Here is a 12946-nt window from a genome sequence, read left to right as displayed (position 1 = left end):
GTTGGTGATTTGTTGATCGCAATCGTCTGACCACCATAGATTTGAGTGGTTTCAGAAACACGCTCAGCATACTCATTGAAAGCTTCCATATCCTGAATTTTAAACTGTATATAAAGGTAAGTTGGTGTCATGTTGATTGCCTATTTGTTTGATTGAATCAGTAAGTCTCACCATACGCCTCTCGATTTGTAACGGTAGATCTCGACACGTTGAATCAGTTATAACTAGAAGTTGAATCTGTTCCATGCTTTAACGCATTACATCAAAAAAGCTCGAATTGAAGGATCACGACTTATGCTTCCGACTCAACTTCCTTTGTTTATTGCGGCTGCTCAAGAAGGCAGCTTTTCTGCGGCTGGGCGCAAGCTAGGGATCTCTGCAGCGGCAGTGAGTAAAGGCGTCGCCGCTTTGGAGAGACAAACAGGGGTGAGACTTTTCCATCGCAACACACGTCAGTTTTCATTAACAGAAGATGGCGCCAGTCTTTATCAACGCGTCTCACCGTTACTATCAGAAATTGAACAAAGCATTGATGGTCTGTCTGAGCAGAATAAAAACCCTGCCGGCAAACTTAAAGTCAATTTGCCTGACAGCTTTGGGCGTAAGTTTGTTATGCCGCATATCGCCGAGTTTCTGAACTTGTATCCAGAGATCGAGCTAGATTTAGTCTTGAGTGATCGCATCTTAGACGTCGTCGATGAAGGATTCGATGTGAGTGTTGGCAATCAGATAAACGAAGACAGCCGCTTGGTGGCGCGAACGATTTATCAAATGCAAAGCGGCATATTTGCGAGCAAAGAATATGTTGAAACGTTTGGCCTCCCACGTAGTGTGGAAGATCTTCATCAACACAACTGCATCGTTTATCGCCCTCTTTCGTCGGGTCGATCATACACTTGGCCATTGAAGGACAACCACGGAGAACATTGGCTCAGCACCCATTCCAAGGCAGTGGCATCGTTACCACCGTAAATGCAGCAGTAGAAGCGGCAATAAAAGCGGCGGTCACCGAGATTGATCGAATTCGAATCAACGCCGTGTCTCCTGGGTGGGTCGCAGAAACCATGGTTGCAATGGGTATGGATCCTGAACCGGGCATGCCAGCTATCGAGGTTGCTCAGCACTATGTAAACCTGTTGGAATACAGTGCAACTGGCGAGATCATCACTGCCGTTAAATAACCAAACACAACGTCTAACCCTGTTCTTGAAGAGCGATGGCCTTATCGAGGTCATCGCTTTTTTTGCATTCTAAATCCACATCAAAACCAACTCATTTTTGATGCTTTTGTGGGCAATTGTTTTTGTCTAATCCCCTAATTTAAATGAGGTTTTCTCAAGTCTAGAATCGGGACAATTTCACCACAATGAATGGAAAACATAGTGATTCACGTCACAAAAACCTCATGGCACAATCTCTTCCGTCAAGTAAAGAAACAGGGATTCGTTAGACACTTTACCGTTTAATCAAATATTACTTTAGGTGACACTATGAAAAAGCTAATGACTCTAACTTCTCTTATGCTCGCAAGTTTTTCTGCCTTTGCAGGTATCCACACTGAGCATGGTACACAGAGAATTGTAACGGATAACTTCGCCGATAAATCATCCGCTTACGAAGCAAGCTTTGATCTTATCAACGAGATTCAAGACATGTCTCAAACCGAATTGCGCCGTGAACTGAGCATTATTGGTCATGGATTCGCACGCGACATCCGTTTAGACAACACTTACGTAACGGTAGAAGAATATTCAGAGCAACGTGACGAAGTAAAATACCGTGCGATCGTGAATGTCTTCTACAACTATCGTGCAAGCGACTCTGGCAACAATTAAGCTCAATTCCGCACGTTTTTGATAACTTCTCCACCCTCTCTTACGGTGGAGAGGTTGTTTCATCTGGGAAACTTCCCGTCTTCTCATCACTCTCGTGACACAACACTTCTAAAAACTATGTTCAAACAAACTGCGAATAATAGCGCGTGGTTGATGGCTTTCTTCGCCTGTTTTTCCATCTATTTATCCATCGTTTGCTATCCGTTTCTTTTTTCAAACTCATTTTCTGGACCACTTACCGCCCTTCAATTGTATTATTTGGTCGCAACCCAATACGCTTGGCTTGGCCTGATTGCACTGCCATTCTTACTTTGCTGTCTGTTGCTCTCGTTCTTGCCATCGCATCTATTCAAAGGTGCGGTGTTCCTCGTTGCCATCGCACTCTTGCTCATGCTGAATGTCGACATTTTGGTTTTTCAGCAGTACAAGCTCCACATCAACGCCTTACTTATCCGCATGTTCTTTGAAGGTGGACAAGAGGTATTTGAAATATCTTGGATGACGTGGTTGATTTTCGTTGGAGAGATCGCGCTACTCATTTTAGGGTTAGTGATGACGGTTTGGTTAAGCGGCAAACTTGCGTCGAGCCGTCTGAAATATCTGTTGTTCAGTGTTTGGTTTGTCCTATTGCTCAGTACGCAATTCATCCATGCCTATAAGAACGCTCTCTATGACGATGAGGTAAGCCAATTCACGAATAACTGGCCTCTCTATTACCCGCTCACTGCGCGTAAATTTATCTACAAACATCATTTGGTGGATCAAACCATCGCGGCTCAGAACCGAGTTGAACTGAAGGCCGTCAAAAGTGGATCTCTCAATTATCCCCTCGCGCCATTATCAGTCTCTTCCAAAGAAACAAAGCCGAATGTCCTGTTTATTTTAATTGACGCTTGGCGTTACAGTGATGCAACCGCCGAAATCATGCCCAATATCACGCAATTTGCGGAGCAAGCCATCAACTTTTCTGAGCACATGAGTGGCGGCAACTCAACACAGGCCGGCGTTTTCAGCTTGTTTTATAGCTTACCCGCCACGTACTGGAACAGCTTTTACGCGAGCCAAAAGTCACCTGTGTTTATGGATGCATTACAAGGCCAAGGATATCGCATGGGCGTCTTTGGTTCTGCTTCACTCACCAGCCCTCCTTTGTCACGCACCGTTTTCAAAAACGTTGAAAACCTGATGCTTAAGCGCGATGGCAAAACGCAGGTAGAGCGAGACCAAGAAATCACTGATGAGTTTATTGAATTTAAGAACCAAACGAGTGACGACCCGTACTTCGGATTTCTGTTCTATGATGCAGCACATGGAAGCAGCTTTCCTGAGCCTGAATTTGCTAAGTTCACGCCTTATTGGGAGCGTGTCGACCACATCAAACTTAACAATGACTTCGATGCCACGCTTTATCACAATCGCTATAAGAACTCTCTGTACTATATCGACAGTTTGATTGCACAAGTGCTGGATAACGTGGATTTAGACAACACCATCGTTGTAATCACTTCCGATCACGGTGAAGAATTCAACGACCATCAGATGAACTACTGGGGTCATACTGGCAACTACAGTGCGACTCAGGTTCACGTTCCGCTTTACGTGTATATGCCAAAGAAAGCGCCTCAAACAATCCGTTATCGAACCACTCATTTCGATGTTGTTCCTACACTCATGAATCAGCTCTTTGACGTGACGACGAGCCCCGAATCTTACAGTGTCGGTCATAACCTGTTTAACGAAAACGCATCTCGTGATTGGTTCATTGCTGGCAGTTATTACAACTACGCGCTAGTCGGAAGAGAGAACATGCTTGTGGTTAACCCGGGCGGGCATTCGCAACTGCTTCGAAATGATTTACACATCGATCATTCGGGTCGAGTTCCGGTCGAAACCATGCAGAGAGCACTCGATGAAATGTCCCGTTTCTATTATTGAGCAGCCTACTACTATCGTGCCTCGCTTTACGCGGGGCTTTTTTATATCGAGCAGAAACGGGAAACGGGAAACGGGAAACGGGAATATTTTGGGAACAAATAATAACAAGTGCAAATTACAAGCAAAAAAAGCAGCAAATAATTTGCTGCAAAACATTAAGAAATACAAATATACGTAAATGTTAACCTTCCTAGCAGTGGATTAGCTAACGGAAAGAATAATAAATCAAACCATGAGTTCACTCACGATTTATATTATCCATTCATTATGGTAAAAATAGCCGCCAGAAATAACAGATACAAAAAAAGCCGATGAAGTTATCTTCATCGGCTTGTATGTTAATCAGTGATTAGAATGAGTAACGAGCAGCAACGGCAAATACGTCGTCTTCATTTTCAACATCATTGATTTTGTATTCTGCTAGCGCTTTAAAGTTTTCTGTTAAGTTGTACTCCGCGCCGATAGATACGTAATCAACCGTATCAACGTCATTACGCTCTAGGTTGTTGTAACCTACCAACGCAAGGAAATCATCAGTCACTTTGTACGTTGCAACGGCTTCAATACCAGTGTAATCCGCGTTTACATCAGAACCGTCTTTTGCCCAGTTTTCGCCATCACTGTACAGCGCCGCCACGTAGAATGCATCGTACTCGTAAGAGATCGCAGAAGTGAACAACTCAGCGTCATTACCGCCTGTAAGTGTTTCACCTTCGTTGTAACCTAGTGCCACTTTAAAGCCAAACGGCAGTTGGTAATCTGCAGCGATACCGTATGAGTTCGAGTCAGTCGACACCTCGTCGTTTTCTGCTTGGTAGCTTGCATGAACGTTTAAGCCAGCAATGCTTGCCGTTGCTTTGAAGACTGAGTCTGAACGGCCAGTGCCAAATACGTCTGCACTCACGCCTGCCGCTTCGTTACCAAACTCAGGGAAGATATCGGTGTAATCAGAAACCAGCGTCACAGCACCGTATTGGCGACCGTAGCTGAACGTTGCGTAATCTGTCGCAACACCCACATAGCCTTTACGTACATCAAACTCATCATCTTCAACACCGTTAACGTCACGACGGTTTGATTTAAACTCAAGCTCATAAAGACCAAACGCGTAAAGATCATCATTAATTTTAGATTCGCCGCTTAGGCCAACACGTACGTAACTGTTATCGCCATCTACGTCTTTATCATCAGAGAAATAATACATACCCTGCATACGGCCATGAACATCGAGTGTTGTTGTATCGTTAGAGAATACTTCTGCTGCTGATGCACCATTCGCTACAATAAGAGAAAGAACTACGAAGGCTGTTTTATTCATTTTCATTTAATTACCACTACTTGTTTGTTAATAAGCGGTGACAATTATGCTCAAATTATTATTTTATATTAGCGACAATTTTACTATTTAAAATGGTTATTTTTGAACGAATAACTTCCCTGTTAAACATTTACAAATAAAATAATTACTATATTCTAATAAACAAACTAGAACATTATAGGTAGTTTTCCCAAATAGCAGGTTTACCAATCACCTCTTGAACCATATCAATAAAGAGCTTACCAAGAGGTTGCTGATCACGATGAGAGTACATCGCATAAACTTCGCCAGAATCGGGTAATTTATAATCTGGTAATAAACGAATTAACCCTTGTTCATCAATGTGCTTTTGCAAATAAAACTGGCCAATTAACGCATAACCTAAACCAGATTTTACAGAATCGATAATTGACGCAGCTTCGTTGACTAAGTATTGCCCTCTCATAGTAAACGTTTTTGTTTCATCCGAATCTAAACTCGTCGGGATGCGTAATTTATCAGCAATAAAGCTTTCGTTTGAATATACGATTGATGGCAATTTAATCAATTCTTCTGGTGTTTCTGGCATACCATACGTATCAATAAAATCTCTTGAAGCGACTAATGCCAACTTATTGGAGGCAAGCTTTCTGACGATCATATTGGAATCACGAATTTGACCAATTCGAAATACAACATCATAACCTTCACTGATCACATCAACCCGATTATCATCTAACACCAGCTCAACACTGATTTCAGGGTATTTCTTGATGAACAATTCAATAGCACGATTGATGTAAGTTCGACCAAAAAACGTTGAGCTAGAAATCTTCAGATGCCCGCGAGGCTCATCGTGAAACGTTTCGGCTATCTTCTTGGTTTCATTGAGAACTTCCCTTACCTTTTTGGCTTGCTTTACCATCTCTGTACCTGCACTTGTCAAAGACAGAGAACGTGTTGAGCGGTTTAACAAGCGCAATCCTAAATCATCTTCCAATCTTTTAATTTGCTTAGACAGCGCGGAGCGATCAATGTGGTTCCTATCCGCTGCCTTGGCAAACGTACCAAACTCCGCAACGTCCAATAACAACTCAAGCTGTGTAGCAAGATCCATCCAACTCCCTCTCCTAGTATTGTGATGAAGAGCCGATTTTACAAAATCCATCAATAATTATTATGGTTATTTTTGCACTAATGAAATGATAAAAATGCATCATTTGGCTATTTAAACTTTGATTTAACTGTGTTTTATCGACGCATTTTCTCTATTACAAATTGATATAAACCATTTCGAACTAATATATATATCAACAACATTCGCAGGGTTTATATTTCTAAGTTTCTAAAAATAAAAAGAATTTAGTTTACATTGATTGATTCGTGCATTTTTTTCAATTCTATATGTTTTATCTATGCACTTATTCTCCACAATTCCTCTCAGTAGAATCGCCTCCTCAAATTTTTGACGAGGATTGATTATGTTAAAAAAAGCAGTGGTTACAGGAATTAGCCTAGCGGTATTGTCCGCTTGCAGCTCTGATGACAAACCAGCAACACAACAAGCTCCTGCGTTTGTCCCTGTAGACGTGGCGACCGTAGCATATGAACCGGTTCAATCGTGGTTTACCTTTACGACGCGACTTGAAGCGCCTCAAGAGGTTTCTCTTATGCCACGAGTATCGGGCGTGATTGAAACCATTGAATTTGAAGATGGAGAAGCAGTACAAAAAGGCGACCTACTCGCAACACTCGATGCAAGAACCTTTGAAGCAGAAGTCGCACGCCTTGAAGCGCAATTACTGAGCGCGAAAGCCTCCCTAGAACAAGCGAAGAGTGACTTGCGCCGTGCATCAAAATTGGTGGAGCGTCGAGCCATATCCGAAGAGCAAGCGGAATCTCGCTCGACATCAGTTAAACAACGAAAATCGGAAGTATTGGCACTTCAGGCTCAGTTGAAATCCGCCAAGCTTGATCTTGAGTTCACACAAATCTACGCACCTATTAGCGGCACCATCTCGAATGCGTTTATCACTGAAGGTAACAACGTAACGGCAAACCAAAGCATCATCAGTAACATTGTTTCCAACGACAAAGTTTACGCTTATTTCAACGTTGATGAGCGTACATGGAACCGCAATTTCTCTGACACCACAGCGGCGAGCAAGACGCCGGCTCGCCTGCAGTTAACAGGCAAAGAGCAGCGCCCTTACTTTGGTTACATCGATTTTATCAACAATACGATCGATCCAAATACAGGCACATTACAGGTTCGCGCTGTGTTCAATGCCAACAATCGACCGCTACGAGTTGGTTCTTTTGGTCGCGTGCAAATCACGACCAGCTTGCCAAAAGAAGAAGTGTTGATCCCAGAACGTGCTATCGGTACTGACCTAGAAAACCGCTTTGTTCTGACCATGAACAAGGACCATGTTCTGCAATATCAGCAAGTAGAAGTCGGTGAGCGTTACGGCAAGTACCGCGCTATTACACAAGGTTTGGATTCAGACGACATCATTGCCGTCAATGGCCCTGCAAAGGTCGGCCCTAGCACTCAAATTCAACCAAGAAACGTCGAGCTCGACCTTACGTCTGTGCCGTTGATCTTGGCGTCCGCCCCTTCAAAAACCACTCAACCTACGACAAATGCACAAAAGTAAGGCGATTCAATGAAGTTTGCGCATTTTTTCATCCAGAGACCGATCTTCGCATCGATGCTCTCTCTACTCATACTGATTGTTGGTAGCATTTCTTTGTTCCAACTCCCAGTGAGTGAATACCCAGAAGTCGTGCCGCCTACGGTTGTCGTAACCGCGAACTACCCAGGTGCGAACCCAAAGATCATCGCAGAGACGGTAGCAACGCCGTTGGAACAAGAGATAAACGGCACGGAAAATATGCTCTACATGTTTTCTCAAGCAACCAGCGATGGTCGAATGACACTAACGGTCACTTTCGCGCTTGGCACTGATCTCGATAAAGCTCAGGTTCAGGTTCAAAACCGCGTGAACAGCGCCCTACCGCGTTTGCCTCAAACCGTACAACGCTTAGGTGTCGTCGCAGAGAAAGCATCACCAGATCTGACCATGGTGGTACATATCTACTCTCCAGATAACAGTCGAGAAGTCAGTTACCTCGCGAACTACTCGAACCTTTACATCAAAGATGATATCGCTCGCCTTGGCGGTGTGGGTGACGTTCAGTTGTTTGGTGGCGGCGAGTACTCAATGCGCTTATGGCTCGATCCAGACGCATTAGCCTCTCGCAACTTAACCGCAATGGACGTGGTTAATGCGGTAAGACAGCAAAACCAACAAGTCGCGGCTGGCTCACTTGGCGCACAACCTTCTACTATTGATAATCAGTTCCAGGTGTTGCTCAACGTGAAAGGTCGTTTGGAGAACATCGACGAGTTTAACGACATCATTGTTCAAGTGGGTGATAACGGTGCTTTGACTCGTTTGAAAGACGTTGCTCGTATTGAACTCGGTCAAAACACCTATGCTCTGCGTGCACTGTTAAACGGCAACTCTGCGGTCGCCATGCCAATCTTCCAACGCCCGGGCGCTAACGCGATTGAGTTATCAAATGAAGTTCGTGACACCATGGCGGAGCTATCGAAGAAGTTCCCTCAAGGCGTTTCTTACGAGATTGCTTATGATCCAACCGTCTTCGTACGCGGTTCAATCAATGCCGTAATCAGCACCTTGCTTGAAGCGATTGTATTGGTGGTTATCGTTGTGACCTTGTTCTTACAAACATGGCGAGCATCCATCATCCCAATCATTGCCGTACCGGTTTCTCTTGTTGGTACTTTCGCTGTGATGCAAATGCTTGGCGTCTCAATCAACACCCTATCCTTATTTGGCTTGGTATTGGCTATCGGTATTGTTGTGGATGACGCGATCGTGGTGGTCGAGAACGTAGAACGGAACATTCACAATGGCTTAAAACCGCTTGAAGCGACCAAAAAAGCCATGGAAGAAGTGACCGGCCCCATCATCGCTATTGCTTTGGTGCTGTGTGCGGTATTCATCCCTACGACGTTTATTACTGGTTTGTCTGGTCAGTTCTACAAACAGTTTGCCTTGACGATCACGATTTCAACCATCATTTCGGCAATCAACTCTCTGACCCTTTCTCCAGCCTTGTCTGCCTTACTATTGAAAGAAAAAGGTGCAAAACCCGATCGTTTAACGCGTATTTTGGACGCCGTGTTTGGCAAGTTCCTGTTCAAGCCGTTTAACAAGCTGTTTGATTATGGTTCAAACCGATATGAAGCTTTGGTGAAGAAACTGGTTCGTTTCAGCGCGATTGTCGTTGCTGCCTACCTCGTTCTGCTTGGTGGTACAGGCTCGCTGTTTAACGCCGTACCTGGTGGTTTTATTCCACAACAAGACAAACAGTATTTGGTTGCCATCGCTCAATTACCTGATGCCGCGAGCTTAGATCGAACGGAAGAAGTGATTCGAGAAATGGAGACGCTTGCTCTGGCGACGCCTGGTGTTTCACAGACCATTTCCTTCCCGGGATTGTCTGTAAATGGCTTCACCAATAGCCCAAACAGCGGCATTGTTTTTGTTACGTTGGACGCATTTGAAAACCGAACAGATCCAAGTTTAGGTGCCAATGCCATTGTCGCAGCATTGAACCAGAAATTTGCCGTAATCGATGAAGCGTTCGTCGCTATTTTCCCACCACCTCCGATCCAAGGTTTAGGCTCGACCGGTGGCTTCAAATTACAAATTGAAGACCGTGGTAATAAAGGCTTCGACCAGTTGTTCCAGCAGTTGAACTTGGTGATTCAAGAAGCAAGCAAACGCCCAGAGCTTATGGGACTTTACTCAACGTTCCGTATTCAGGTGCCTCAAATGGATATCAACGTTGACCGTGAGCAAGCCATGTTACAAGGCATTCCATTGGAAGAAGTCTTCAACGCACTGCAAGTTTACTTAGGTTCATTGTATGTCAACGACTTCAATATGTTTGGTCGTACATACCAAGTAAATGCACAAGCCGATATTGATTACCGTCTCGACCCTGAGCAAATCTTGTCTTACAAAGTAAGAAGTGCATCAGGCAAGATGGTCCCACTTGGCGCAGTGCTTGAGATTACGCCGACCATTGGCCCAGATCGTGTGATGCATTACAACGGCTACCCGAGTGCCGAGCTTAATGGCAGCCCAGCCTTCGGTTACAGTTCAGACGAAGCGCAAAAAGCCATAGAAGATGTGCTAGCAGCGAACTTGTCAGAAGGTATGGTGTATGAATGGACTGACGTTACTTACCAACAAATTTTGGCGGGCAATACCATGGTTTACATTTTCCCATTGGTTGTATTGCTGGTGTTCATGGTACTTGCTGCGCAGTACGAGAGCTTGAAGTTGCCATTGGCGATCATCTTAATTGTCCCGATGACTATCTTCTCTGCCCTTGGCGGTGTATGGCTAGTTGGAGGCGATAACAACATCTTCACCCAGATCGCATTGATTGTATTGGTCGCGCTCGCATGTAAGAACGCCATTCTCATGGTCGAGTTTGCTAACGAGTTGAAAGGCAGTGGTAAAGATCATTTGTCTGCAATTTTGGAAGCATGTCGCTTACGTTTGCGTCCAATCTTGATGACCTCTATCGCCTTCACGGCAGGCGTTGTTCCTCTTGTGCTAGGTAGTGGAGCCGGTGCTGAGATGCGTCAAGCGATGGGTATTGCTGTGTTCTCCGGCATGGTGGGTGTGACCTTCTTCGGTTTGCTACTCACCCCAGTGTTTTACATGCTCGTCAGTAAAGGTCGAAAACAGAGATAACGCTTTTTTGACCACTAAATAGAAAAAGGAACCGACATTGCTCGGTTCCTTTTTACTTATAGCTTTATCGATAAGTTTCATTGCGTTAGCTGTATCAATAAGCCTGACGAAACAAATCGGACTAGACATTCACCTAAGCAAGGCTTTATAACGTGAATCCAACGACTCAAGGAGCACACCATTGGATTTAGCAAACAAACTCGAACTGCTGCTAGAAGTATCCAAAGCGGGATCTTTCGCCAAAGCCGCTGATCGCATGAACATGGACCGCTCTGTTCTGTCCAAACATATCAAGCAGCTTGAAGAATACCTTGGCGTTCGTCTGGTAAACCGCACCACTCGCTCTCTTTCCATGACTCAAATTGGCTTACAAGTGATAGAGAAAGCCGAGCAAATCTCGACACTATTGGACGAGACGAAGCAACTTACCTCTTCATTCCAAACGGATTTGAGTGGCAATCTAAAGATCTCAAGTTCGACAATGTTCGGACGCCAATATTTGCAGCCCGCTATTCAGCGCTTTTTGGAGCAACTTCCGAAAGCATCGATTGAGCTTCTCTTAGATGACCATCATGTTGACGTGGTCGGCAACAACTTCGATATTGCGTTTCGAATTGGTCCGATGCGCGATTCTACCCTCGTCGCGAAAAGACTGGCAGAGAACAAAGTCGCTATTGTGGCGTCCCGATCGTTTATTGAAAAACATGGTGAACCGAAAACCCCTCAAGCGTTGTCTTTGCTGCCTTCCATTGTGTATGCCAATGGAAACTTTAACGCTGACAAATTGAAGTTCATTTCGAAAACAGAGCCAGACCAGTTGGATGTGTATTCAATGACGAGCGCTTACCGCGTCAATGAACCTGAATTGATCATAGAGAGCACAAAAGCTGGGCTCGGCTACGCTCAGATTGGTCAGTTCATGGTGCATGAAGAGTTGGAATCAATGGGCTTAGTTCAGCTATTGGCGGATTACGATATCCCAACACATGGTGATATCTACGCGATGTACACCCATCGACAGCATTCACCTTTGCTCAAAGAGTTTATCGACATCGTCCAAGATGTCATCGGCACGCCAGCGAACTGGGAAGCTTATTTTCGTTAATGGCTTTCACAACAAATGAGCAAATTTAAAAAAAGGAGCTGACGCTCCTTTTTTGTTAGTTATGGATGTGAACATCTCGTTGAGGGAATGGAATCGTGATGTCTTCTGAATCAAAGGCATCTTTCACTCGTTCATAAAGGCCAAAGTAAGCCGGCCAGTAGTTTTCTGAATCGACCCAAGCCCACACTAACATACCGATATGGCTGTCACCGTGTTGGCTCACATGCACAGTAGGTTCGGGGTCATTGATGATCAGTTCGTAGTTCTCCATCACTTGCATGAGAACACGGCGGGCTTTATGGATATCGTCACCGTAGCTAATACCAAACTCAATATCGATACGTCGCTTCTCTTCACAAAACAGATTCTTTACCGTTCCGTTAGACAATGATCCGTTAGGGATGATGATTTTTTGGTTGTCATAAGTCAGCAGCACGGTCACAAAAATCTGGATATCAACGACCTTCCCCATGTGCCCTTGCGCTTCAATCACATCCCCCACTTTAAATGGTTTGAAGAACAGAATTAACACACCACCCGCAAAGTTGGACAAGCTACCCTGAAGCGCCATACCAACAGCAAGGCCCGCAGCACCTAGCATCGCAATAAATGAGGTAGTCTCAACACCAATCATAGAAGCGGCAGAAATGATCAAAAGGATCTTTAAAATGACAGAAGCCAAGGAAGAAAGAAAACCGCGTAAGCCGTGCTCTATCTTCATCTTTTCTAACGCGACTTCAATAGCGCGACTGACTTTGCCTACAATCCACCAGCCCACGAACAGAACAATCAAAGCCAAGATAAACTTTGGCCCAAACGTCAGTAAAAGCTCCAAGCACTTCTCATACAGTGTTTCTAAAGATATGTTTTCCCACATGCGAGTCCCTCTCTAAATATCAAAAAAGAGGTACTTTGGTTCGACCAATCGGCCACTGCAACTGTCTCAAGGCAAGATTAAAAAAGACAATCA

11 protein-coding genes are annotated in these 12946 nt (G+C 44.4%); 7 read left to right on the top strand and 4 right to left on the bottom strand.

What is annotated here, in order from left to right; all coding sequences use genetic code 11:
- A partial coding sequence (locus tag ATB78_RS29350) for a DUF1330 domain-containing protein (RefSeq protein ID WP_155647768.1) occupies positions 1 to 131 on the bottom strand: 131 nt, incomplete at its 3' end.
- A gap of 163 nt (positions 132 to 294) precedes the next feature.
- Between ATB78_RS29350 and ATB78_RS07080 the strand changes: the two genes are divergently transcribed.
- The 4 genes from ATB78_RS07080 (at position 295) to ATB78_RS07065 (ending at position 3770) form a co-directional block, all read left to right on the top strand.
- Entirely contained in the window at positions 295 to 972 is a 678-nt protein-coding gene (locus ATB78_RS07080) for a LysR family transcriptional regulator (protein WP_240537368.1), read from the top strand.
- Positions 927 to 1181 carry a hypothetical protein gene (locus ATB78_RS07075; protein ID WP_240537367.1) on the top strand — a complete coding sequence of 85 codons (255 nt, stop codon included), beginning with the start codon at positions 927 to 929 and terminating at the stop codon, positions 1179 to 1181. Before ATB78_RS07080 ends, ATB78_RS07075 begins: the two co-directional genes overlap by 46 nt.
- A gap of 309 nt (positions 1182 to 1490) precedes the next feature.
- Positions 1491 to 1835, top strand: a complete 345-nt coding sequence (locus ATB78_RS07070) for a DUF3316 domain-containing protein (RefSeq protein ID WP_033006832.1) — start codon at positions 1491 to 1493, stop codon at positions 1833 to 1835.
- A 117-nt stretch (positions 1836 to 1952) separates the two neighbouring features.
- The gene (locus tag ATB78_RS07065; protein WP_061008222.1) at positions 1953 to 3770 is read left to right on the top strand and encodes a sulfatase-like hydrolase/transferase; all 1818 of its coding nucleotides are present in this window, start codon (positions 1953 to 1955) and stop codon (positions 3768 to 3770) included.
- Between the two features lie 349 nt (positions 3771 to 4119).
- Here the strand turns inward: ATB78_RS07065 and ATB78_RS07055 are convergent, their stop codons facing one another.
- Together ATB78_RS07055 and ATB78_RS07050 are read right to left on the bottom strand one after the other, a co-directional pair.
- Positions 4120 to 5094, bottom strand: coding sequence for a porin (locus ATB78_RS07055; protein WP_061008208.1), 975 nt, complete (start codon positions 5092 to 5094; stop codon positions 4120 to 4122).
- 169 nt (positions 5095 to 5263) lie between these two features.
- Positions 5264 to 6184, bottom strand: coding sequence for a LysR family transcriptional regulator (locus ATB78_RS07050; RefSeq protein ID WP_061008207.1), 921 nt, complete (start codon positions 6182 to 6184; stop codon positions 5264 to 5266).
- A gap of 364 nt (positions 6185 to 6548) precedes the next feature.
- Between ATB78_RS07050 and ATB78_RS07045 the strand changes: the two genes are divergently transcribed.
- From ATB78_RS07045 to ATB78_RS07035, 3 genes are all read left to right on the top strand, one after another.
- A complete protein-coding gene (locus ATB78_RS07045; RefSeq protein WP_061008206.1) occupies positions 6549 to 7727 on the top strand; it encodes an efflux RND transporter periplasmic adaptor subunit in 1179 nt (392 codons plus the stop codon).
- 9 nt (positions 7728 to 7736) lie between these two features.
- Positions 7737 to 10871 carry a multidrug efflux RND transporter permease subunit gene (locus tag ATB78_RS07040; protein ID WP_061008205.1) on the top strand — a complete coding sequence of 1045 codons (3135 nt, stop codon included), beginning with the start codon at positions 7737 to 7739 and terminating at the stop codon, positions 10869 to 10871.
- A gap of 181 nt (positions 10872 to 11052) precedes the next feature.
- Positions 11053 to 11976 carry a LysR family transcriptional regulator gene (locus ATB78_RS07035; protein WP_061008204.1) on the top strand — a complete coding sequence of 308 codons (924 nt, stop codon included), beginning with the start codon at positions 11053 to 11055 and terminating at the stop codon, positions 11974 to 11976.
- Between the two features lie 55 nt (positions 11977 to 12031).
- On the opposite strand, the gene ATB78_RS07030 is transcribed toward ATB78_RS07035, so the two are convergent.
- Complete coding sequence (locus ATB78_RS07030; RefSeq protein ID WP_061008203.1) at positions 12032 to 12853, bottom strand: mechanosensitive ion channel domain-containing protein; 822 nt, start codon at positions 12851 to 12853, stop codon at positions 12032 to 12034.
- Positions 12854 to 12946: the final 93 nt, after the last annotated feature.

It is taken from the genome of Vibrio sp. CUB2 (genome assembly GCF_001557945.1).
GTDB lineage: Bacteria > Pseudomonadota > Gammaproteobacteria > Enterobacterales > Vibrionaceae > Vibrio > Vibrio owensii.
Note: the sequence above shows the minus strand (reverse complement) of the source record. Positions and strands in the feature narration are given on the sequence as shown.